Below are 22,821 nucleotides of genomic sequence, written 5' to 3'. Positions count from 1 at the left end.
GCCCCAACGGCATTGAAGGCCGGCCGCCTGTTCGCATAAGTTGCGCCAACTCACCGAGAAGGACAATGAAATGAACAGGTTGATGCTTGCCACCGCCGCGGCGGTGTTCGCGGCTACGTCTCCACACGCCCATGCACAGGAGCTGTTGAAGCCGGGGAGCGCCTATAACTGGACGGGGTTCTATGCCGGTAGCTTCGTCGGCGGCGGCAAAGCGAAGAGCGATATCACCAGCCGCACAGAAGGCTATAACACGGATACTTCCTTTGCGGTGAATCTGAGCGACAGGGCTGCCAATATCGGAAGCTTTGCAGGCTTCAACTGGCAGGCAGGAAACTTTGTCTTTGGCGCCGAAACGGAACTCGGTTCCTTTCACGCCTCCTCAGACAAGCGCGTTGGAGGCTACGACGGCCTTGAGGGCAGCTTCGATATGAGTCTGCTCGGCTCAACACGCGCGCGTGTCGGGTTCGCCTTGGAAAACGTGCTGATCTACGCCACAGGGGGCGTTGCCTATACCGACGGCAAATACTCTTGGACAGCCCGCCACAACTATCTCCGAGATTCCTCCGGTGCTCACGACTTTAGTGTCGGTTACGTCGTCGGTGGTGGCGCCGAATATGGCATCACGCCCAATCTCTCGCTTCGTGCGGAGGCGCTCTATTACGACTTCGGCAAAGACAGTTTCCAAGGTGAGACATCCGGTGGGGAAAGTGAAGAACCCGGCTCGGAACGGGTTACCGGAAATCTCTCCGCCACTGTCGCACGCATCGGCATCGCTTACCGTTTCTGACGCCCTTCGCCCGGGTGTTCGGAAACGCTTGACGGGAGCGGGCTGGCCGCTCCCGTCCTTTTGTTCTCAGGCAGGCTATTTCGAAAACAGCGTCACGAAGCGCGTGCCGCGCACGCGGATCGTCGTGAGGCACCGTTCTTCGTCGGGCTGCCGGTCGCAATAGCGCGGCGGCATCTCCATCTCGAAGACCATGTTGCCGAACCGCTTGACCATGTCGTAGCGGTAGAGCCGCGCGGTGGCGATCAGGATATAGCCTCCCTCCTTCCCCTGGACATAGAAATTGTAGGGGCAGCCCTCGTCGTCGCAGTAGAACTGCGCATGTCCGTCACAGTTGATCTCGCCTTCGTTGACGATCATGTCGGGAATGCCGTCATTGTTGAAGTCCGTCTTCGTGGCGAAGTCCGGTCCGAAATCCACCTGGCCGCAGAGCTTGCGGAAATGCTTCATCTCGAAGAGTTCCGGATCCGCGACAGGCGTCTGCTGCGCCAGCGCGGCCGCCGGCGCCAGTAGCATGATGACGATCTGCAGCATCGCAAGGACAGGCACGCGCATGGCCTTCATCTCCGTTCGGTCGTTTCTTGCCCGGTGCGTCAGAGCCGGGACCGAGCCGGTCCGGCGGTCATGATACGCTGCCTCGGGCAGACTGTCGCGGCAGTCGTCGGTCGCCAATTGGCGGTCGCACGGACACACCCGATCGGGGCCAGGCGCTTGTGCCGCAGCGTCAGGCATATTATCCGGGGCTTGTGCCGGGCTCACGTCTGAGGAGGGGGAGATGCCGTTGCTGCAAATTTTCGATTATGCCGGCGTGGCCGTGTTCGCCGCCACGGGTGCTCTTGCCGCATCGCGCAAGCAGCTCGACATCGTCGGCTTCCTGTTTCTCGCCTGCGTCACCGGCATCGGCGGCGGCACGCTCAGGGACATCGTCCTCGGCGTCCGGCCGATCTTCTGGGTCGAGAACCCGTCCTACATCCTCGTTTGCGTCGGGGTCGCGCTGCTCACCTATTTCACCGCGCATCTGGTCGAGTCGCGCTATCGCTGGCTTGTCTGGCTGGATGCGATCGGGCTTGCCGCCTATTGCGTCATGGGCGCGGCCAAGGGCCTTGCCGCAACCGGATCGCCCGTCATCGCCATCGTCACCGGCATCATGACTGCGGCGGTCGGCGGCATCATTCGCGACGTGCTGGCCGGCGAACCGAGCATTCTTCTGCGGCCGGAAATCTACATCACCGCAGCCATGTCCGGCGCCATTGCTTTCACACTGGCCGATCTCGGCGGTCTCGGCATCGCGGTCGCCGCCCCGGTCGGGTTCGTGGCGGCCTTTGCGGTGCGCGGCGGTGCGCTCGCCTTCGGCTGGACGATCCCGCCCTACAAGGCGCGTGCCGGCCGTCATCCCGATGATGTTATGTGAAGGGAGAGGTTGCCGGCGCGCGGCGCCGGCCGGGGGTCAACAGCCTTTGCGGCGCAGCCGGATCACCACGTCGACATGGGCGATTTCCATGCCTTCCGGCGGCTCCGGCAAATTGTCGATCGCGATGTTGCCGACCGGAATGTCGAGCACCTCGTTGCGGCCCTCGACGAAGAAGTGATGATGGTCGGAGATGTTTGTGTCGAAATAGGTCTTGGCGCCTTCCACGGCGAGAACGCGGATCAGTCCGGCCTCGGTGAACTGGTGCAGCGTGTTGTAGACCGTGGCGAGCGACACCGGAACGCCGGCATCGGTGGCTTCCTCGTGCAGCTCCTCCACCGTCAGGTGGCGGTCGCCCTTGGCGAACAGCAGTTCGGCCAGCGCCACGCGCTGCCGCGTCGGACGAAGCCCGCACTTGCGCAATCTTGTTTCTGAACCCATATCGGTTTCAGCGGTCATAAACAAAACTCCGGAGCCCGAACGCTCGAGCAGTTAAACTTGTCTCTGGGATATAACTTTAAGAAGCGGCGCTTTCAATAGGTTCAAGGGCGCCAGAGGCCCGGTAAAATGGCGGAAATCCAAAAATTGAAGCGATTGCCTCTGGCCGTTGGCCTCGCCTTCCTGTATGCGGGCCCGATCAAGGATCGTCGGCGCCGGCGCCCGGAAAATGATGCCCAGCCGACGGAAACGCTTCAAATCGCTTGCGGCGCGCTTTAAACATGTTGTCGTCGCCGACAAGAAAATGAGGGGGAAAGCAGACAATATGGGTACCCGACAGTCCAGCTTCACATATGAGGAAATCCTCACCTGCAGCCACGGCAAGATGTTCGGCCAGGGCAACGCACAGCTTCCCCTGCCGCCCATGCTCATGCTGCACCGGATCACCGAGATTTCCGAAACCGGCGGACCGAACGACAAGGGCTTCGCCCGCGCCGAGTTCGACATCACGCCCGACCTTTGGTTCTTCCCTTGCCATTTCGAAGGCGATCCGGTCATGCCGGGCTGCCTCGGTCTCGATGCCCTGTGGCAGCTGACCGGCTTCTATCTCGGCTGGCTCGGCGAGCCCGGCAAGGGCCGCGCCATTTCGACCGGCGAAGTCAAGTTCACCGGCCAGATCACGCCGGCGACCAAGCTCGTCGAGTTCGGTATCGACTTCAAGCGCGTCATGCGCGGTCGCCTCGTCCTCGGCATTGCCGACGGCTGGGTCAAGGCTGACGGCGAACTGGTGTTCAAGGCTTCCGACCTTCGCGTCGGCCTCTTCCAGGAAAAGGCTGCCTGACCCCCAATTTCGCCCCGCAGGCGAACTATCCGGGCCGACCGGCGTTCTGGTCGCCCGTGCATAACAAGAAAAGGTCCTCGATGATGAGACGTGTAGTTGTAACGGGTCTTGGGATTGTGTCTTCGATCGGCGCCGATGCCGCGGAAGTCACGTCGTCCTTGCGCGATGCGAAGTCGGGCATTTCCTTCTCGCCCGATTTTGCCGAGCACGGTTTCCGCTGCCAGGTATGGGGCAAGCCGTCGCTGGATCCGACCGATCTGGTCGATCGCCGTGCGATGCGCTTCCTCTCTCAGGGTGGCGCGTGGAACCACGTGGCCATGAAGCAGGCGATCGCCGATGCCGGCCTCGAGGAAAAGGATTACGCCGAAAACGAGCGCACCGGCATCATCATGGGCTCCGGCGGTCCGTCGACCAAGCAGATCGTCGAAGCCGCTGACGTGACGCGCAAGAACGGCAGCCCCAAGCGCGTCGGTCCGTTCGCCGTGCCGAAGGCGATGTCGTCGACGGCATCCGCGACGCTTGCGACCTGGTTCAAGATCCACGGGGTCAACTATTCCATCTCGTCGGCCTGCTCGACCTCGGCGCATTGCATCGGCAACGCCGCCGAAATGATCCAGTGGGGCAAGCAGGATGTGATGTTCGCAGGCGGTCACGAGGATCTCGACTGGACGATGTCGAACCTGTTCGACGCCATGGGCGCCATGTCTTCCAAGTACAACGACACGCCGGCAACCGCTTCGCGCGCCTACGACGTGTCACGTGACGGATTCGTCATCGCCGGCGGCGCCGGTGTAGTGATCCTCGAGGAACTGGAGCACGCCAAGGCGCGCGGCGCCAAGATCTACGCCGAAATCACCGGCTACGGCGCCACCTCCGACGGCTACGACATGGTCGCTCCGTCGGGCGAGGGCGCCAAGCGCTGCATGCGTCAGGCACTCGCCACCGTGAAGGGCGATGTCGACTACATCAACACGCACGGCACCTCGACCCCGGTGGGCGACAGCAAGGAAATCGGCGCGATCCGCGAAGTCTTCGGCGACAAGATTCCCCACATCCAGTCGACCAAGTCGCTCACCGGCCATTCGCTGGGTGCAGCCGGCGTGCAGGAAGCGATCTACGGCCTGCTGATGATGCAGGAGCGCTTCATCGGCGAAAGCGCGCATATCACCGAGCTCGATCCCGAGTTCGAAGGCGTGCCGGTCGTGCGCAAGCGCATCGACAACGCCAAGATCGATACCGTGCTGTCGAACTCCTTCGGCTTCGGTGGCACCAATGCCACGCTCGTCTTCCAGCGCTACGAGGGATAATACCGATGAGCGGTATCATGAACGGCAAGCGCGGCCTCATCATGGGCGTCGCCAACAATCACTCCATCGCCTGGGGCATCTCCAAGGCGCTGGCCGGCCAGGGCGCGGAACTGGCCTTCACCTATCAGGGCGAGGCGCTCGGCAAGCGCGTCAAGCCGCTCGCCGCCGAACTCGGTTCGGATTTCCTGCTGCCTTGCGACGTGGAAGATCTGGCATCGGTCGATGGCGTGATCGACGCGATCAAGGAGCGTTGGGGCAAGCTGGATTTTGTCGTTCATGCCATCGGCTTTTCCGACAAGAACGAGCTGAAGGGTCTCTACGCCGACACCAGCCGGGACAATTTCTCCCGCACCATGGTCATATCCTGCTTCTCGTTCACCGAGATCGCCAAGCGGGCGGCCGAGCTGATGGATGCCGGCGGCGCCATGCTGACGCTGACCTATGGCGGCTCCGTGCGTGTCATGCCGAATTACAATGTCATGGGTGTCGCCAAGGCGGCGCTGGAAGCGTCCGTGCGTTATCTCGCGTCCGACTACGGTCCGCGCGGCGTTCGCGTCAACGCGATCTCCGCTGGCCCGATCCGCACGCTTGCCGGCGCCGGCATCGCCGATGCGCGCGCCATGCTGTCCTGGCAGCAGAAGAATTCGCCGCTACGCCGGACCGTCACGATCGAGGACGTCGGCAATTCGGCGCTGTATCTCCTGTCTGATCTCTCAGGCGGCGTGACCGGCGAAATCCACTATGTGGATGCGGGCTACAACGTCACGTCGATGCCGACGCTCGAAACCCTGCGCGACAGCGACAAGGACTAGATTTTGAGGGTGGGATGGAGGGTCGGAAACGGCCCTCTGTTTCCGGCGTTCAGCGGATGACGCCACGCAGCAGTGCCAGGCTGACGGCATGCAGTCGATTGTTGGCGCCGAGCTTCTTCTGGGCGTCCGCCAGGGCGGCATTCACGTCGGGCTCCGCCATATTCAGCGAAATCGAGATTTCCGCGTTCTTCTTGCCCTCTGCGACGAGCTTCAAGCAGTCGCGCTCGGTCTCGGACAAATCACGATAAGGCGCCGTGGACGACGCGTGTTCCTTGCTGGCCATTCGGGTGTTCTTTCCTAATTCCGGCAAGCTCGCCGGATCTGGCCGACCTGGGGTGATCCGAGGCGTGGAGCCAGAATTGTCACGGCGAAATGCCGCGTCGCTGTTTGCAGTTCCCATATATGAAGTGCCTCTGTTAAGTCTTTCACAGATCGTGCCAGAGATTTAACATTTCACAAGTCGCGAAATCCTATGAGGCGCAACCGCTGGTCGCCGCCCGCAAATCAGCGAGCGCTCTCCCGCAATTGGCTGGGAGAGGCGGAAAACCATCTGAGGATCGAGCGCGTCAGCGCACTTTGCGCCGAATAGCCGAGCCTGTAGGCGATCTCGCTGAAGGGCAGATCGGTACTGGTGACCAGCCGGAAGGCCAGCTGTCGTCTTTCCTCGTCCTTGATGGTCTGCAGGTTATAGCCATGCTCGGCGAGGCGGCGCTGCAGGGTCCGCTGGGAGATGTTGAAATGGTCCGCGATCTCGCCGATGCCGTCGGCTCCCCGTTCCGTGTTGGCCTGGAGATATTGCCTGACCCTTGTGATGAAATCCGTCGCCTGCTGATTTTGCGGAGCCATCTGCCGACACAAGAGCGACATCATCTCGAACAGCCTGGGGTCCGAGCGGGGGTTCTTCAGGTCGAGCAGTGCCGCCGGGAAGAACAACGCATTGCTCGGATGGGCGAAAGACGTCTGCTTGCTCAGAAAGCTCTTGAAAACGCTGGGATTTTCCGGCGGTTTCCGCTCGAGCTGGAGGCGCACGCGGTCAGCCTTGTCGCCGATGATGGCGCGGACATGACGAAAGATCAGCGCCACCGACATGTCCAGGAACTGATCCCGCTTGAGGATCAGGGGAGACAGCGTCCAGGCCGCCTCCATCCCGCGCGTATCCGACGTCATCGTGATGGACTCGACTTCGGTCCCGAACTGGATGTTGTCACAGAGAAAGGCAACCATCGCCCGAAGGTCCGGCGCGGTCATCAGTCCGTAGCCATAGGGCCCTGTCGAGCCGAGCGCGAATATGGAGGAGCATTTCAGGCCGAACGCCTCGTCGCCGCTGATGACGGCGCAAGCCTCCATCAGGCGGCAGAGCCGGTCGGTGCTGATCCGCGCGGAGATGTCCGAAAACAGCGCGGTGTCTATCCCGAGGCTGATGCACAGAGGCGCAATATCGATCCCGTAGCGCTCTGCATGTTTCGCAATGGCAGAGGCAAGGCCGGCGGCAGCAGTTGGACCGGGATGATCAATATTGTTAGACATTTACTGACTGGCGCCAAAAGTCGTGAAATTGACGCCAAAAGTAAACCTGAACTGTCGCCGAGTCTAACGAATATACGCAAGCTGGGCTTGCGCACACAAAAGACCTCTGATCCGGCCGCGAATTCTACTTGCTGCCCCACAGTATCTTGTAGCGGGCATTGCGGCAGGTTTCGCCGAACTGGCGGAAGCTTGTTGCCATCACGTCCTCGTAGGGCAGTCCGCGATTGGCGACCAGCATCAGCCGCCCGCCGCTGCGCAGCGCGCCGGCAGCCGCCTTGATCAGCGTCTGGCCGAGCAGCGGATCAGCGGCGTGACCTTCGTGGAAGGGCGGGTTCATGATGACGAGATCGTATTTTTCCTTGACCGCCTCGCCTGCGAGATCCTGCCAGAAGAAGCGGGCGGGGAGACCGGGGCAATTGGCGGCAAGGTTTTCCTTGGCGGCCTCAAGCGATGCATGATCGGCCTCGAACAGGTCGATGCGCTTCGTCGCCGGCGACTTGTCGGCGAGAGCCACAGAAAGATAACCCCAGCCGGCGGCGAAATCGGCGGCGAGACCGTCGAAGTCGGTCGGCAGGCGTGATGCCAGTAGTTCGGAACCGGCGTCGACGCGGTCATGCGAGAACATGCCGGGCGCAGCCTGGAATCGTCCCTCGACCGATACCGGAGAAGAGGAGAAGATCTTCAGCGCGCCTGAAATGTCCTCCGGCCGCGCGAACCAGGCGGCGACGCCGTGATACTTCGGCATGTGTTCCGGCGCGTAGCCGAGCGCTGCCAGACGCTTTCTGAGCGGCTGCACGCCGTCCTCCTTGCCGCCGGCGAGAACGATCATGCCGCCCGGCACCACCCGCTCCAGCGCGGTGGCAAGCCAGGCCTCATTGGCGCCGCGATGCTTGCCGCAGAGGATCAGCGCGCCGTCATAGCCTTCACCCTCGACCTCGGGCGTCACGGAGACGCCTGGTTGGCGCTGCAGCGCGTTGTAGAGCGGCCGGAAGCCCTGAACACAGGCAATCGACGCATCGAAGCCTGCGGGGCGCTGGAAGCTGGCCTCTGCGCCGAGAAACAGGATGCGGGCATCGGCGCCGGGTGCGGCCAGCACATCGGTGGCAAAGGGATGGAAGAGGGTTTTCAGCGCGTCGCGGCTCATGGGCGTGTCTCGGATTGCGTCAGGCAACAGTGGCGGGCGGTCCCGGTCATGCGGGAGCGCTCTCAATAAAGAAAAGGCGCGGGGAGATAAGCCCCGCGCCTCGAATGATGTGAGGTGAGGGCCGATTACTCGGCCGCTTCTTCCTTCTTCTTCTGCGGGATTTCCTCGCCGGTCGTCTGGTCGACGACCTTCATGGAGAGGCGAACCTTGCCGCGTTCGTCGAAGCCCATCAGCTTGACCCAGACCTTGTCGCCTTCCTTGACGACGTCGGTCGTCTTGGCAACGCGGTCGGCAGCCAGCTGCGAGATGTGCACGAGGCCGTCACGCGAACCGAAGAAGTTGACGAAGGCGCCGAAATCGGCGGTCTTCACAACGGTACCTTCGTAGATCACGCCGACTTCCGGCTCGGCAACGATCGAGTGGATCCACTTGCGGGCCGCTTCGATTTCCTTGCCCGAGGAGGAGGCGATCTTGACGGTGCCGTCGTCCTCGATGTTGATCTTGGCGCCGGTCTTCTCGACGATTTCGCGGATGACCTTACCGCCCGAGCCGATGACTTCACGGATCTTGTCGACCGGGATGTTCATCACTTCGATGCGCGGTGCGAATTCGCCGAGCTGGGCGCGGCCTTCGCTGATCGCCTTCGACATTTCGCCGAGGATGTGCTTGCGGCCGCCCTGTGCCTGGCCGAGAGCGACCTTCATGATCTCTTCGGTGATGCCGGCGATCTTGATGTCCATCTGCAGCGAGGTGATGCCGTCGGCGGTACCTGCGACCTTGAAGTCCATGTCGCCGAGGTGGTCTTCGTCACCCAGGATGTCGGAGAGAACCGCGAAGCGGTCGCCTTCGAGGATCAGGCCCATGGCGATACCGGCAACCGGCTTTGCCAGCGGAACGCCGGCGTCCATCAGGGCAAGCGAGGTGCCGCAGACGGTCGCCATCGAGGACGAACCGTTCGACTCGGTGATTTCCGAGACGACGCGCAGCGTGTAGGGGAACTGCTCCGCCGTCGGCAGCATCGGACGGATGGCGCGCCATGCGAGCTTGCCGTGACCGATTTCGCGGCGGCCCGGGGAGCCCATGCGGCCCGTTTCACCGACCGAGTAGGGCGGGAAGTTGTAGTGCAGCAGGAAGCGTTCCTTGTACATGCCGGTCAGGCTGTCGACATACTGCTCGTCTTCGCCGGTGCCGAGCGTGGCAACGACGATCGCCTGCGTTTCACCGCGGGTGAAGAGCGCCGAACCGTGCGTGCGCGGCAGGATCCCGACTTCCGAGACGATCGGACGGACGGTTTCGAGGTCGCGGCCGTCGATACGGCTCTTGGTGTCGAGAATGTTCCAGCGGACGATCTTGGCCTGCAGGTGCTTGAAGATCGCGCCGATTTCCTCGGCTGTGTACTTGGCTTCGCCGTCTTCCGGCAGGAAGTGTGCCTTGACCTTCGCCTTGACGGCGTCGACGGCGGCGTAGCGGGCAGCCTTTTCGGTGATCTTGTAGGCGTCGCGCAGTTCGGCTTCGGCGAGCTTCAGCATTTCGCCTTCGAGTTCGGAATGATCTTCCGGTTCGAATTCGCGCGGCTCCTTGGCGGCAACTTCGGCGAGCTTGATGATCGCGTCGATAACCGGCTGGAAGCCCTTGTGGCCGAACATGACGGCGCCGAGCATGACGTCTTCGTTGAGTTCCTTGGCTTCGGACTCAACCATCAGGACGGCGTCCTGCGTGCCGGCGACGACGAGATCGAGGGCGCTTTCGTCCATCTCGTCGAGATGCGGGTTGAGAACGTATTCGCCGTTGATGTAGCCGACGCGTGCGCCACCGACCGGGCCCATGAAGGGAACGCCGGAAAGCGTCAGCGCGGCAGAGGCGGCAACCATCGACAGCACGTCCGGATCGTTCTCAAGGTCGTGCTGGACGACGGTGACGACGACCTGCGTGTCGTTCTTGTAGCCTTCCGGGAAGAGCGGGCGGATCGGGCGGTCGATCAGGCGGGAAACCAGTGTTTCCTTTTCCGACGGACGGCCTTCGCGCTTGAAGTAGCCGCCGGGGATCTTGCCGGCTGCGTAGGTCTTTTCCTGGTAGTTGACGGTCAGCGGGAAGAAGTCCTGGCCGGGCTTCGGAGCCTTGGCGGAAACGACGGTGGCGAGAACGACGGTTTCGCCGTAGGTCGCCAGAACCGCACCGTCAGCCTGACGGGCGATCTTGCCGGTTTCGAGGATCAGCGGGCGGCCCGCCCATTCAATTTCAACCTTGTGGGTCTCAAACATGTCTTGTCCTTACATATGCGGCCCAACCGTCCGGCAAAGCGCGTGGCGCTTCGGGATGGGTCAGGCTCCGCTTCTTGGGCGACACATCACGGGCAAGACAACGGGAGGCTTTCGTCATTTCCCTCCATCTCTGGCGGGAAATCCGGCGCAGCTCCCGACTTCGATACGTGGGAAGTGCGCCGCAGCCGGAAAACGGTCCGGCAAAGCATCCGGCAATCCTGCCCCATGACAGGTCGACGTTTGTACTTTCGGCAGAACCGGCCCATCCGGCCTGCCAGTGCCCGACGCGAACGCGGCGGACGGTCATTTATCCGGGGCGCGATGCCCCGAATGAGAACCGGCGGGTCAGCCTCTGGCCGCCCGCCGGAAATCGCTTAGCGGCGGATGCCGAGGCTGGCGATCAGCTTCGAGTAACGAGCCTCGTCCTTCTTCTTGAGGTAGTCAAGAAGCGAACGGCGGCTGGAAACGAGCTTGAGAAGACCACGACGCGAGTGGTTGTCCTTCTTGTGGCCCTTGAAGTGTTCGGTCAGGTTGGTGATCCGCTCGGTGAGGATGGCAACCTGGACTTCCGGAGAACCGGTATCGCCTTCGACGGTTGCGTATTCCTTGATGAGGGCAGCCTTGCGCTCTGCAGTGATCGACATCGTGTTTCCTTTCTTGGATAACGAGGATTGAGAAGCCGCCAGAAGCCGGGATGTCGTCCAGCCTTGGCCGTTAACGCGATGGGATAACCCAAAGCTGGCGCCGCTATAACCGAAAACCACGGCAAAGGGAAGGGGCGGGGTTCTGGCGCGTCTCCCTGTCGTCTCTTCCCTCATCCTCGCCCTTGTGGCGGGGATCCAGTGCGCCCAAGTCCTTGGGCGCGGAAGGCAGTTCCTTCGGCTCGCGGACGCGAGCCGGCTGGATCCCCGGGACAAGCCCGAGGATGAGGGAGTGTGTATCGATGCCCCCCGCCCGCCTCCATCTCCCAAACTTTCTGTTGACCGCCCGCGAGGCGGGGACGACACTTCGCCAAAACGGTCATGGCAAACAACGACAAGGGAGGAGGACCCCGCATGGCAAATGATGACCAGTGGCGCCACATGGCGAGCGCGCCGAAGGACGGCAGCCGGATACTCGTGACGGTCCGCTCGTCGGAGCAGGGGCCGGCGGAGGTCGACCTCGCCTACTGGGCGCATGGCGACCACCATGGCGGCGAGGGCTGGCGCGCCTCCGACAGCGCCCCCGGCCGCATCATCGAATATGCCGAGCCGGAGCTCAAATGCTGGATGCCGATGCCCTCCGCCAATGTCAGCCGCGCCTCCATGCCCGCGCCCTGGGAAGGCGAGGACGCCGAGGAGCTGGACGGCTCGGGAATCTGAACCCGTCGCCTGCCGGCGGGCATCTCCGGCGTTGACGGCTTGAGGGTGTTCATCGAATGTCGTTCCCGGGCGCTTAAAAGAAAAATCCGTACGGCTGCCGAAATTTGAAATACATTGTGACAGAAGACATGCACAACTTTAAGCATGCATCCATGAAGAGACTGGTCTTGATCTGTCCGTGGTTCGGCGCATGGCCGCCATGGATCAATTTTTTCATCGAATCCTGTCGACACAACCCGGATATCGATTGGCTTATTTTCACGGATCAGGACGGACCCGAAAATTCGGCGCCAAACGTGATTTTGAGAATGATGTCGTTTGACGCTTTCAAGGAGCGTGTCGCCTCCGCCCTCCGGGTCAAGATTGGCGGCATACAGCCCTATAAAATTGTCGATTTCAGGCCGTTCTACGGCCTGGTATTTGCGCCGGAGATCGACGATTACAAGTCGTTCGGCTATTGCGACATGGATGTGATCTGGGGTGACATCCGCAGCATCTACACGGACGAACTGCTGGACAGCTTCGATGCGATCTCGGCCCATGACGACAAGATGTCGGGACATTTGAGCGTGTTCAGGAATTCGCAAAAAATGCGCAGCTTCGGAACGATAATCAAGGACTGGCGCGGGCTGCTGCAGGATCCCAACCATCGCAATGTCGACGAGAAGGTCTTTTCTCGATATTTCCGTCCGAAACGTCGCCATCTCATCCGCTATATGACAAAGCCGAAGACGCTTTTTGTCGAGCGCCACACGACGCCCGGACACCCGCACAAGCCATGGCCGGACATCAGGGAAGCGCCCAGGATTTGGCTTTGGAAGGATGGGCGGCTGACGAATGAGCGGTTCTCGTCCGATATCCTCTACCTCCATTTCATGACGTGGCATTCCAACCGCTGGCGCAAAGGTGACATGGTCGAGGCGCCATGGCCGAATTTGCCGTCGATTGTGCAGTGCGACTGGAGAACAGCGGCCAGGGACGGCTTTATGATCTCGCCGGAAGGCATAAGAAGTCCGATCTGAGATCTGTATCATCCGCAACACCTTATCCCCGGCAGGCCTCCGCCTCCGGGTCTTGCATCAGTCTCACTGTCCCGACCGCAATGGTCGGATGGGGCGTTTCGAGCGCCTCAGGGTATTTTTTATAGTGTAGCGTTCGAAACGCCCCGCCTTCGGCTGCTGCCTTGCGAACTTGGATCTCACAGCCCGGTTCTCCGTCACCTCCAAGAGGATCGGGACATGTGCAGCGAACCGTATGTCAGCCTCCGCATCCCTGGGATGCACGTCGGAGAGGGCCTGCCTTTCCCTGTCTCCGCCGGGTCACCGTCTCTCGCAAAGCCCGGCGACCGTCGAACGACGACCGATGGTCCTCCTTTGAGGGGAGCACCCTATCCGGAAGCTGCGTCTGCCCCCGAACCCGGAACCGGCCCCGCTCGCCGCCACGCCTGGCGGTGTATCCGTACGGGACGGGAGTATTATGGGGGAGACGGAGAGGGGGTGGAAAAGGGGGGATGATATTTTTTGGGGGGACGAGGAGGGCGGTGGGTCTGAGGGCAAGTCGCGCGTTGTATGCATCATTTTGAAGTTTAATCTTCCAGAGGGGCGTTCCAGACGCTATTGCTCACGCCTAGGAATCACTGTCGTTTGCGGCAGCACCCACATCTTCAGTCGCCTCGCGTTCCCTCATCGCCGCCAAGCGACTGGGCGGCCATATCTCAACTGGAGGCCTTTTGGGCTCTCCGAAGGAACGCTCTGAGTACAGCTCCTTGTGTTCCGCTTTGATGAGCATGCTGGGTGGCAGGTTATCGAACAGCTCGTAGTCATGGATGTAAACCCAATAGTTGAGCCCATTCTTGTTGAGCGCAGTGTAGAAAAGCATTAGGAGTTCGTAGTCAGAGAGCTGCGCTCTCAATAATTTAACATAGCGCAATTTATCACTTATACCTTGATACTCATGGACGAAGCGGAGTACATTATAGAGATATCGATAGCAATGTGCTAAATCCTGTTGCCTCAAGTTCCAGAAATCATCGTATGCCTTTTGAAGATGTTCTTTTTCATCTGATTCAGTCGCTTGATCGTAATAGTTTCTGTAGTTGGCAAAGAATTGCTTGAAGCAATCTCTTCCTACTGCGCGACGATTGATGTCGCCAGACACGGCGTCGTAGACATTGGGCTTTCGGTTCCTCCATTCAAGGTCGATGGAATTGACGATAGTGTTGTGAAGCGTCAGCATCTGGAAAAACGTTGTCTCGAAGTTTTGGCGATCAAGGGAGGTGTGTTGGTCTTTTAAGGCTCGCGCAGACGCTGCCAACTCATTTCGGGTTTCCGCCAGTTCCTTCTGCTGCAGTACAATGGTGATAAGCAGCGCCATGAAGGTAAGGAAGGTCAGGATCGGATTGAGCGTTCCGCCGATGAAATCGCCGAACGTGCCGCCCGCCGACCCGGCATCAAAGTGGATTATGACCAATGCTGTCGCCACGATGACGATGCAGAATGCGCCCGCAATCAGGAACAGATGGAAAAGGTTTGACTTGGAGTTTTCGTTGTCGGGCTCAAGAAACACCTCGAACCGCTTGCGTGACCACCAATAGGTGCATCTTGGAAACTTAACTACCCAGTCCCAAGCGGTCGCAGCCCGACCAGTCCGTATCTTCCACTTCATCTTGTCTCTACCCTTCGAGGACTGCAACTGTTGCTGTCGCCCATCCCGTGAGATGTGCGTGTGCTTTCAGAAGACCCTCCATGTCGACGTCAGCTTCAGTGAACGTATCGCCCCTGTTGTTGGACGGGTAGCGGAAACGATCCCCACCGGGGTCAAACTCCGCAATATGAATAATCAACTTTCGGCAAAACGCTGTCCATTCGTCATCGGTCGGCAATCCAGTGGCTTGCATGTACTGTTTTTGCAAATGGTCGAATAGCACTAATAAATTGTGACCCTGAGTGTTGGTCGGTAAGCTAGTATAGGCTGCAACATGGCTGATCGCGTATTTGAGCGACAGCTCAATACTGTGCCTAACAACATAAAGTAGTGGGATTATTAGATTTTTGTCATACCAATGGCCGGAAATGACTCGTTGCGCCATCACGTCGACGGCATGTGAATAGATGCTGCTGTAGTTCATCCATGTTTGGGCAAAAGGGTCAGCAGAAGGCCAATCTTTCTCTTTCACGAATGGCTGAATTTCCTTCGGCACTTGCGTAATTTCGTCGGACAAGAGGTCTGAAAAATCAATTTTCATGGTTGTTTCCAAAACAAGTCGGAGTTTAGAAATATTTAGATACATTACCGATTCAAAGTAGACACTATTAATGTATACAATCCATGGCTACTCAATAAAGACTAGGTTGCTTTCAGGACGCGCATTTTGAAGATTGACGGGTTGCTTTGATGGGGCGCACTTCTGCCGCCTCCCCGTTATCCCGGATCAAGTCCGGCATGACGGATGTTGTGGGTGGCGTCGGTGAAGTGGCTAAGCGTCGGGGCATATGCGGGCCGGATGAGGGGTTCTCGGCTGGCGCAAGGGGAGGGAACTCCTCATCGCCTCGCTGTGTTCGGCACTTGACCGGGGCGAGCCGACGGTCTCGCCCGTCCTTCGGACCCCCAAGGGGAGAAGGGGAAACCGTCAAGACGCGTATGCTCGGCACCTGAGGGGGGCGGAACCGGAGCTCCGCCCCCGATCGGAGGTTACATCGCCGGAAGCACGGTGATGTCGCGGAGGTCGCCGTCGACGCCGCCGACTGCGCCGACTTCGGTCGCCGCACCGGTTTCCAGGTTGACGGTGTAGAGCACCTTGCTGGCGACCAGATAGGCGGTGTTCTTGCCGCCTTCCATGCCCTGGATGTCGAAGGCGTAGGTGGCGGGCATGTCCTTGATGCCGAGCTTGCCGATCGCCTTCAGCGTGCCGTCATTCGGCTTGGTCTGCTGGATGAGGGCGCCGATCGTCGCGTCGATGTTGTACATCGCGGTCTTTTCCGGCTTGCCGATCGAGTTGATATAGGCGGCCGAGACGATGTTCGGGGTCTCGCCCTTGTGCATGTCGCCGTCCTCGAAGGCAAGCGAGCCGTCGACGGTGACGGCGCCGGTATCGGGGTGGACGCGGTGATTGGTCGTGCCCGTCATGAAGCGAAGGCGGTCGGCCATCGGGTTGAAGTCGACGACGACGGGGGCGTCGGTCATCGGCAGCGTCTTGTCCATGGTGGCAACCTCGGTGGCAGCGCCGGTTTCCGGGTCGATCGTCACGATCTTGTGGTCCGGCGTCACACCGATCACGGTGCCGTTTGCGGGACGGAAATCGACGCCGACCAGTCTGTCGACGCCGGTGACCTCCATGGTCTTCGAGACGTCCGGCTTCTCCGTGTCGAACATCACGAGGGTCTTGTCGCCGATAAGGCCCAGAACGGGGGCGGCAAAGGCATTGGCTGCGGTGCCGGCCACGAGGACAGAGGCAAGCAGGCTGAGGGTGATCGTCTTTGTCATGTCATTCTCCCATTGGGTTTTTCAAACGGAAGCGGTCTGGCGGCGGCCAATTCCTGCTTCCTGTGGGCTAGACACGCCGGCATGTGCATTTGGATGCAGCACCGAAAAAAATAATTGGCGCTGCATCCAATCGAGCCTCTCTCGGTTATAGCTGTTGAAGGAAAAATCGATCCGCGGGATCCGGATCGCATCGAATGAGGAGTGGGCCGTATGCTGATGGGCGTCGCGCCGGAGGAACTCGAACGCCGGCTGGTGGCCTGCGCCGCGGGCGATCGCACGGCGCTGCGCGCCATCTTCGAGATCGAGGCCGGGCGGCTTGTGGCGGTGGCGCAGCGCATCGTCCGGCGTCGGGAGCTTGCCGAAGAGGTCGTCCAGGAAGCCTTCATCCGGATCTGGACGCATGCCCATCAGTATGATCCCGCCCGCGGCTCGGCACGCGGCTGGATCTACGCCATCGTGCGCAACAGGGCGCTCAACATGCTGCGCGACGGCAAGCGGGAATATGGAAGCGAGGACATCGTGGCACTTCAGGAGCAGGAGACATCCGAGGATGTCATGGCCGCCTGGAGCCGGCTCGACCGCAACTCGCGTCTTTACGGCTGTCTCGGCGCGCTCGACGAGAAGAACAAGCGCGGCATCCTGATGGCCTATGTTGGCGGCTATTCCCACGGCGAAATCGCGGGACGGCTCGGCCTGCCGCTGGGGACGACCAAGTCCTGGATCCGGCGGGGGCTGGCGGCGCTCAGGGAGTGCATGGCATGACCGTGGATCGAAACGACATGCACGCCATCGCCGACGAATACGTGCTCGGGCTGCTTGAAGCCGCCGAGGCGGCGGACGTGGAGGCCGAGATGGAACATGACGCAGACCTGCGGCAGGCCGTGGCGGCAAGCCGCGAGCGCTTCCTGCCGCTCGACACCAGTATCGACCCCGCGCCGGTCGATGAGGGCCTGTGGCAGCGCATATCGGCGGCGCTGCCGGAGCAGACGCGCCTTGCGGCGCGGCCGTCGCCACCGCCCGCCTCGCCACCACCCGCCAATGACAATCGCATCAAGGCCTGGCGCGCCACCGCGATTGCGGCCATCGCGGCGAGCATCCTGCTTGTCGGCGGGCTGACGGCGTCGCTGATGCGCACCGTCGAGCCGGTCGTCATCGCCGTGCTGCTCGACGAGACGGGTCAGGTTCAGGCGGTCGTGGAAGACTTCGGCAACGAAAATGCCACCGTTCAGCTGCTGGCCGACATCTCCGTTCCGGCCGACAGGACGATGCAGGTCTGGACCCTGCCGTCGAAGGACACCGGGCCGGTGTCGCTCGGCCTGATCGAAGGCACGCGCTCGACGCGGCTCGACGGGCCGGCATTGCCGCGCCCGAAGGACAACCAGCTTTACGAAATCACGCTCGAGCAGCGTGGCGGCTCGCCGACGGGCCGGCCGACGGGGCCGATCCTCGCCAAGGGTTTCGCGCAATTGCCGCGATAGCGGACCGCCGCCGCTGGTTTTGGCGGCGATCGGTGAAGCTTATCCGAACACCCGACGCGGCCGGAACTCGCCGCCGGCGATCTCGCCGATGGCGATCAGCTTGCCCTTGACGGTCGCATAGGCGTCGTCGGCTCCGAGCGGGGCGTCGCGGCCGCGCAGCAGAATCGGATTGCCCATCTTGATGCGGTGGGCCTGGTCGTCGGTGACCGGCACATGCGGGAGCGACGAGAGGGCTTCCGCCGTATCGATCAGGAAGGCGTCGAGGGCGGCAAGACGGGCGTCCTGATCCTCGATCTCTTCCAGCTCTGTCAGCTTTGCGAGCGGCACCATCTGCGCCTCGCCGAAAGGGGCGACATAGGTGCGGCGCAGCGCCGAGACATGGCCATAGCAGCCGAGATCGCGGCCGAAATCGCGGGCGAGCGAGCGCACATAGGTGCCCTTGCCGCATTCGACCTCGAAGAAGGCGCGGTCGGCTTCGGTTTTGAGCAGCGTCAGGCGGAAGATTTCCACCTCGCGGGCGGGGATTTCGACCGTCTCGCCGTCGCGGGCCATGTCATAGGCGCGCTCGCCGGCGATCTTGATGGCCGAAAACTGCGGCGGGATCTGCTCGATGACGCCGGTATAGTTCGGCAGGATGGCGCGGATCGCCTCTTCCGTCGGCCGCGCGTCGGAGGACTGCACGACATCGCCTTCGAGGTCGTCTGTTGCGCGCTCCTCGCCCCAGGTGACGGCAAATTCGTAGATCTTGCGGCCGTCCATGACGTAGGGCACGGTCTTGGTGGCGTCGCCGAGCGCGATCGGCAGCATGCCGGAGGCGAGCGGATCGAGCGTGCCGGCATGGCCCGCCTTCTGCGCCTTATAGAGCCACTTGATCTTGGAAACGGCCTCGGTGGAGCCGAAATCGAACGGCTTGTCGAGGATCAGCCAGCCGGAAACCGGCCGGCCCTTGGGCTTGCGGGGTCTGGACATATGTTCTTCTTAGTTTTGGGTGTCGTCATCATCGTGATCGAGGTCGCGCTGGACCTCGGGCGACCGCAAAAGCTCGTCGATCTTCTGGTAGTTGTCGAACGAGGTGTCGTCGCGGAAGCGCACTTCCGGCATGTATTTCATCTGCCGGAGCTGGCCGCCGAGACGGCCGCGGATGTATTTGGCGTTCTTGTTGAGCGCCTTGACTACCGCGTCGTGGTCGGTGAGGCCGAGCGGCGTCACATAGGCCGTGGCGATCTTCAAGTCCGGCGACATGCGCACTTCCGAGATGGAAACGACGGTCTTTTCCAGAAGGTCGTCGCGCACTTCGCCGCGCTGCAGCACCTGGGTGATGGCGGCGCGGACCTGTTCTCCAACGCGCAGCATGCGCTGCGACGGCGCCGATGATGTAGCTTTTGCCATTTCTCTCTAACTCTTGCGCCGCAATACGGCGCGGCAGCCGGGGGATCGAACCCGAGATTTCAAAGTGGGCGGTGAATGAACCTTTTCGGGCGAAAGGTCAAGGGTGGGGCGTCTCACCGGTCGATATGTTCATTCGAGGTTTGGTGAGGTAAAATATATCCAATCAGGTAGAAAGGTAGAAAATGGCACTCAGCATCAAGGATCCCGAGACCGAGCGGTTGGCACGGATGCTTGCCAGCCGTACGGGGGAAAGCATCACCGAGGCGACCAGAAAGGCAATCGAAGACCGCCTGAAGCGACTTGGAAGCAACGTTCAGCTGGACACCATCCTGCGCGACAAGCTGGACGTCATCAGAAGCCGGTTTGCAAGAATGCCGATCGACGATCGACGCAGCGCCGACGAGATTCTCGGTTACGACGACGATGGCTTGCCGGGCTGATGGTGATCGATACGTCTGCCATCGTGGCAATAACCGCGAGCGAACCGGAAGCCGTGAGCTTCCAGGACAAGATCATACGCGACCCCGTCCGGTTGATTTCCGCCGTGACATGGCTCGAGGCGGCGATTGTTCTGGAAGCGCGGTTCGGGGAAGCGGCCGCCGGCGAGTTTGATCTCTGGCTTCACACGGCCGGGTTCGAGAGGGTGGCCGCCAATACCGAACAGACGGATGTCGCGCGGTGGGCGTGGCAACGCTTCGGAAAGGGAAGGCATCCGGCCGGGTTGAATTTCGGCGATTGCTTTTCCTATGCCCTCTCCATGACGCGCGGCGAACCGCTGCTTTTCAAGGGCAATGACTTTGCGCTGACCGACGTCGTTCCGGCATGAAAAACGGCCGCCCTGTTGCCGGGGCGGCCGTTTGTGATTCTTGAGTTCGCAGCGTGTTACAGCGTGCGGGTCACGTGTTCCACGCGGAAGCACTCGATCTGGTCGCCGGCGCGGATGTCTTCGTAGTTTTCGAACGCCATGCCGCACTCCTGGCCGACGTTGACTTCCGAGACTTCGTCCTTGAAGCGCTTGAGCGTCTTGAGCTTGCCTTCGTGGATGACGACGTTGTCGCGCAGCAGGCGGACACCGACGCCACGCTCGACCTTGCCTTCGGTGACGCGGCAACCCGCGACCTTGCCGACCTTCGTGATGTTGAACACCTCGAGGATTTCGGCGTAGCCGAGGAAGGTTTCGCGGCGTTCGGGCGAGAGCAGGCCCGACATCGCCGCCTTCACGTCATCCACCAGGTCGTAGATGATGTTGTAGTAGCGGATCTCGATGCCGTCACGCTCGGACGCGGTGCGCGCCTGGGCATTGGCACGCACGTTGAAGCCGATGATCGCGGCATTCGAAGCCTCGGCGAGTGAGATATCCGATTCCGTGATGGCGCCGGCGCCCGAGTGGACGATCCGGGCCCGCACCTCGTCGGTCCCAAGCTTGTCGAGGGCTGCCACGATCGCTTCGACGGAACCCTGCACGTCGGCCTTGATGACCAGCGGGAATTCCTTGAAGCCGGTATCCTGCAGCTTGCTCATCATCTGCTCGAGCGAACCGCGCTGACCCGACTGGCGGGCAGCCGCCTTGTCACGTGCCAGACGCTGACGATACTCGGAGATTTCGCGAGCACGCGCCTCGTTCTCGACCACGGCGAACTTGTCGCCGGCCGCAGGCGTCCCAGAAAGACCGAGGACTTCGACCGGCATGGCCGGACCGGCTTCCTTGACATGGGTGCCCTGGTCGTTGACCAGCGCACGCACGCGGCCCCACTGATCGCCGGCGACGATGATCTGGCCGGGCTTCAGCGTGCCCTTCTGGACGAGCACGGTCGCAACCGCACCGCGGCCACGGTCAAGCTGCGCTTCGATGACGGTACCCTCGGCCGTGCGGGTCGGATCGGCCTTCAGGTCGAGGATTTCGGCCTGCAGAAGCACGGCTTCGAGGAGCTTGTCGAGGTTCAGCTTGTTCTTCGCCGAGACTTCGACGTCGAGCACTTCACCACCCATGGATTCGACGAACACTTCGTGCTGCAGAAGCTGCTGGCGAACCTTGTCCGGGTTTGCCTCATGCTTGTCGATCTTGTTGATCGCCACGATGATCGGCACGTTGGCCGCCTTGGCGTGGTTGATCGATTCGATCGTCTGCGGCATCACGCTGTCGTCGGCCGCCACCACGAGAATCGCGATGTCGGTCGCCTGGGCGCCACGGGCACGCATCGCGGTAAACGCGGCGTGGCCGGGGGTGTCGATGAAGGTGATCTTCTGGCCGTTCTGTTCGACCTGATAGGCACCGATATGCTGGGTGATGCCACCGGCTTCACCAGCCACGACATTGGCTTTGCGAATGGCGTCGAGCAGCGAGGTCTTGCCGTGGTCGACGTGACCCATGATGGTCACGACCGGCGGACGGGGAACCAGCTCACCTTCATCGTCCTTGACGTTGAAGATGCCTTCTTCGACGTCGGATTCCGAGACGCGCTTGACGGTATGCCCGAATTCCGTCGCGATGATTTCAGCGAGGTCGGCGTCGATGACGTCGCCCGGCTTCATCATCTGGCCTTCCTTCATCAGGTACTTGATGACGTCGACGGCGCGTTCGGACATGCGCTGCGACAGTTCCTGGATAGTGATCGTTTCCGGCAGGATCACTTCACGCATGACCTTTTCGCGGGTTTCCTGCATCTGGCTGCGGCGGAACTTCTCCTGCCGGCGGCGCATGGCAGACAGCGAACGGCCGCGAGCGTTGCCGTCCTCGTCGAGTGCGGCATTCAGCGTCAGCTTGCCGCGGCGGCGTTCGTCCTCGCCCTTCGGACGGGCAGGGGCCTTGGCCGGTTCCGGACGGGTAACCTTGCCGCGGGCCGGACCGCCGCGCGATGCTTCGCGGTCGTCATCGTCGTCATTGCGGCCACGGCCACGGACGGCCGGGGTGACGGCGGCACCCGGCTTGTCGGCTTCGGGCGCCTTGCGGGCCTGCACCGGTTCTGCTGCTGCGGCGGCGGCGGGAGCGGCCTGCGTCGGCTCTTCGGCTGCCTGCTGCGGCTCGGCGGCTGCGGCGGCCGCGCGTTCTGCGGCCTCGCGCTCTGCTGCGGCACGCTCGGCGGCGCGGCGGACTTCTTCCTCGCGGCGGCGCTTTTCGTCTTCGGCGCGCTGCTTGGCTTCCTCGACGTCGCGGGCCTGTGCCTCAACGAGCGCACGGCGGCGGGCTTCCATCTCGCCGGCGGAAAGCGACTTTCCGGCAGGCGCGTTGCCCGGGCGCGGTGCCGGCGGACGCGTCTGCTGCGGGCCGCCCTGCGGACGGTTGTAGCGCTGGGTTACGGAGGGCTGCGGCGGGCGCGGCTGCGGCGCCTCGGCGGCGCGCGGTGCTGCGGCTGCAGGAGCGGCGGGCGCTGCCACCGGCTTCTCGTCTTCCGGCCGGGCGATGCGTCGCTTGCGGGTTTCCACCACGACTGCCTTGGTGCGACCGCGACCCATATCCTGGCGCACGGTGCCCTGGCTCACGCCCGAAGGTTTCAGGGTGAGTGTCTTCTTGCCCGCTACGCTGATTGTCTTGTCGTCTTTGCTATCGGTCATTCCGTTCCGTTCCTTGGGACGGGAGCAGATGACCTTC

24 protein-coding genes are annotated in these 22,821 nt (G+C 61.7%); 11 read left to right on the top strand and 13 right to left on the bottom strand.

Going from position 1 to position 22,821, the window contains the following annotated elements; all coding sequences use genetic code 11:
- Positions 1 to 70: 70 nt before the first annotated feature.
- Positions 71 to 787 (top strand): outer membrane protein, encoded by a 717-nt coding sequence (locus NN662_RS18465; RefSeq protein ID WP_261931672.1) that lies wholly within the window; start codon positions 71 to 73, stop codon positions 785 to 787.
- A 75-nt stretch (positions 788 to 862) separates the two neighbouring features.
- Here NN662_RS18465 and NN662_RS18460 read toward each other — a convergent pair whose 3' ends face one another.
- Complete coding sequence (locus NN662_RS18460) at positions 863 to 1,339, bottom strand: hypothetical protein (RefSeq protein WP_261931671.1); 477 nt, start codon at positions 1,337 to 1,339, stop codon at positions 863 to 865.
- Positions 1,340 to 1,559: 220 nt separating this feature from the next.
- Here NN662_RS18460 and NN662_RS18455 point away from each other — a divergent pair, with 220 nt between their 5' ends.
- Positions 1,560 to 2,195, top strand: a complete 636-nt coding sequence (locus NN662_RS18455) for a trimeric intracellular cation channel family protein (protein WP_261931670.1) — start codon at positions 1,560 to 1,562, stop codon at positions 2,193 to 2,195.
- 36 nt (positions 2,196 to 2,231) lie between these two features.
- On the opposite strand, the gene irrA is transcribed toward NN662_RS18455, so the two are convergent.
- Entirely contained in the window at positions 2,232 to 2,651 is a 420-nt protein-coding gene (irrA, locus tag NN662_RS18450) for an iron response transcriptional regulator IrrA (RefSeq protein ID WP_261931669.1), read from the bottom strand.
- Positions 2,652 to 2,955: 304 nt separating this feature from the next.
- Here irrA and fabA point away from each other — a divergent pair, with 304 nt between their 5' ends.
- The 3 genes from fabA to fabI all read left to right on the top strand — a co-directional run bounded on the left by fabA (position 2,956) and on the right by fabI (position 5,590).
- Entirely contained in the window at positions 2,956 to 3,471 is a 516-nt protein-coding gene (gene fabA / locus NN662_RS18445) for a 3-hydroxyacyl-[acyl-carrier-protein] dehydratase FabA (protein WP_261931668.1), read from the top strand.
- A gap of 83 nt (positions 3,472 to 3,554) precedes the next feature.
- Positions 3,555 to 4,778 (top strand): beta-ketoacyl-ACP synthase I, encoded by a 1,224-nt coding sequence (gene fabB, locus NN662_RS18440; protein ID WP_261932028.1) that lies wholly within the window; start codon positions 3,555 to 3,557, stop codon positions 4,776 to 4,778.
- Positions 4,779 to 4,783: 5 nt separating this feature from the next.
- Complete coding sequence (gene fabI, locus NN662_RS18435) at positions 4,784 to 5,590, top strand: enoyl-ACP reductase FabI (RefSeq protein WP_261931667.1); 807 nt, start codon at positions 4,784 to 4,786, stop codon at positions 5,588 to 5,590.
- A gap of 49 nt (positions 5,591 to 5,639) precedes the next feature.
- On the opposite strand, the gene NN662_RS18430 is transcribed toward fabI, so the two are convergent.
- From NN662_RS18430 to rpsO, 5 genes are all read right to left on the bottom strand, one after another.
- Complete coding sequence (locus NN662_RS18430; RefSeq protein ID WP_261931666.1) at positions 5,640 to 5,873, bottom strand: helix-turn-helix domain-containing protein; 234 nt, start codon at positions 5,871 to 5,873, stop codon at positions 5,640 to 5,642.
- A gap of 221 nt (positions 5,874 to 6,094) precedes the next feature.
- Complete coding sequence (locus tag NN662_RS18425; RefSeq protein ID WP_261931665.1) at positions 6,095 to 7,117, bottom strand: AraC family transcriptional regulator; 1,023 nt, start codon at positions 7,115 to 7,117, stop codon at positions 6,095 to 6,097.
- A 124-nt stretch (positions 7,118 to 7,241) separates the two neighbouring features.
- A complete protein-coding gene (locus NN662_RS18420) occupies positions 7,242 to 8,261 on the bottom strand; it encodes a class I SAM-dependent methyltransferase (protein WP_261931664.1) in 1,020 nt (339 codons plus the stop codon).
- A gap of 125 nt (positions 8,262 to 8,386) precedes the next feature.
- A complete protein-coding gene (pnp, locus tag NN662_RS18415) occupies positions 8,387 to 10,522 on the bottom strand; it encodes a polyribonucleotide nucleotidyltransferase (protein ID WP_261931663.1) in 2,136 nt (711 codons plus the stop codon).
- Positions 10,523 to 10,896: 374 nt separating this feature from the next.
- Complete coding sequence (gene rpsO / locus NN662_RS18410; protein WP_261931662.1) at positions 10,897 to 11,166, bottom strand: 30S ribosomal protein S15; 270 nt, start codon at positions 11,164 to 11,166, stop codon at positions 10,897 to 10,899.
- 411 nt (positions 11,167 to 11,577) lie between these two features.
- Between rpsO and NN662_RS18405 the strand changes: the two genes are divergently transcribed.
- Together NN662_RS18405 and NN662_RS18400 are read left to right on the top strand one after the other, a co-directional pair.
- Positions 11,578 to 11,883 (top strand): hypothetical protein, encoded by a 306-nt coding sequence (locus NN662_RS18405; RefSeq protein ID WP_261931661.1) that lies wholly within the window; start codon positions 11,578 to 11,580, stop codon positions 11,881 to 11,883.
- A gap of 116 nt (positions 11,884 to 11,999) precedes the next feature.
- Positions 12,000 to 12,905 (top strand): DUF6625 family protein, encoded by a 906-nt coding sequence (locus tag NN662_RS18400; protein WP_261931660.1) that lies wholly within the window; start codon positions 12,000 to 12,002, stop codon positions 12,903 to 12,905.
- 604 nt (positions 12,906 to 13,509) lie between these two features.
- Here the strand turns inward: NN662_RS18400 and NN662_RS18395 are convergent.
- From NN662_RS18395 to NN662_RS18385, 3 genes are all read right to left on the bottom strand, one after another.
- Entirely contained in the window at positions 13,510 to 14,547 is a 1,038-nt protein-coding gene (locus NN662_RS18395; protein WP_261931659.1) for a putative phage abortive infection protein, read from the bottom strand.
- Positions 14,548 to 14,554: 7 nt separating this feature from the next.
- Positions 14,555 to 15,127, bottom strand: coding sequence for a hypothetical protein (locus NN662_RS18390; RefSeq protein WP_261931658.1), 573 nt, complete (start codon positions 15,125 to 15,127; stop codon positions 14,555 to 14,557).
- 446 nt (positions 15,128 to 15,573) lie between these two features.
- Positions 15,574 to 16,365, bottom strand: a complete 792-nt coding sequence (locus NN662_RS18385) for a DUF4394 domain-containing protein (protein WP_261931657.1) — start codon at positions 16,363 to 16,365, stop codon at positions 15,574 to 15,576.
- Between the two features lie 216 nt (positions 16,366 to 16,581).
- Here NN662_RS18385 and NN662_RS18380 point away from each other — a divergent pair, with 216 nt between their 5' ends.
- Entirely contained in the window at positions 16,582 to 17,127 is a 546-nt protein-coding gene (locus NN662_RS18380) for a sigma-70 family RNA polymerase sigma factor (RefSeq protein ID WP_410010988.1), read from the top strand.
- Positions 17,124 to 17,843: an anti-sigma factor domain-containing protein gene (locus NN662_RS18375; protein WP_261931655.1), complete on the top strand. Its 720-nt coding sequence runs from the start codon at positions 17,124 to 17,126 to the stop codon at positions 17,841 to 17,843. The genes NN662_RS18380 and NN662_RS18375 overlap by 4 nt, the downstream gene beginning before the upstream one ends.
- A gap of 39 nt (positions 17,844 to 17,882) precedes the next feature.
- On the opposite strand, the gene truB is transcribed toward NN662_RS18375, so the two are convergent.
- Positions 17,883 to 18,812, bottom strand: a complete 930-nt coding sequence (gene truB / locus NN662_RS18370) for a tRNA pseudouridine(55) synthase TruB (protein ID WP_261931654.1) — start codon at positions 18,810 to 18,812, stop codon at positions 17,883 to 17,885.
- 9 nt (positions 18,813 to 18,821) lie between these two features.
- Entirely contained in the window at positions 18,822 to 19,232 is a 411-nt protein-coding gene (gene rbfA, locus NN662_RS18365) for a 30S ribosome-binding factor RbfA (protein ID WP_261931653.1), read from the bottom strand.
- Between the two features lie 182 nt (positions 19,233 to 19,414).
- On the opposite strand from rbfA, the gene NN662_RS18360 reads away from it, so the two are divergent.
- Entirely contained in the window at positions 19,415 to 19,672 is a 258-nt protein-coding gene (locus NN662_RS18360; RefSeq protein ID WP_261931652.1) for a type II toxin-antitoxin system VapB family antitoxin, read from the top strand.
- Entirely contained in the window at positions 19,672 to 20,058 is a 387-nt protein-coding gene (locus NN662_RS18355) for a type II toxin-antitoxin system VapC family toxin (protein ID WP_261931651.1), read from the top strand. The genes NN662_RS18360 and NN662_RS18355 overlap by 1 nt, the downstream gene beginning before the upstream one ends.
- A 56-nt stretch (positions 20,059 to 20,114) precedes the next feature.
- Here NN662_RS18355 and infB read toward each other — a convergent pair whose 3' ends face one another.
- Positions 20,115 to 22,784 carry a translation initiation factor IF-2 gene (infB, locus tag NN662_RS18350; protein WP_261931650.1) on the bottom strand — a complete coding sequence of 890 codons (2,670 nt, stop codon included), beginning with the start codon at positions 22,782 to 22,784 and terminating at the stop codon, positions 20,115 to 20,117.
- Positions 22,785 to 22,821 lie beyond the last annotated feature (37 nt).

It is taken from the genome of Rhizobium sp. NRK18 (genome assembly GCF_024385575.1).
Lineage (GTDB): Bacteria > Pseudomonadota > Alphaproteobacteria > Rhizobiales > Rhizobiaceae > JANFMV01.
Note: the sequence above shows the minus strand (reverse complement) of the source record. Positions and strands in the feature narration are given on the sequence as shown.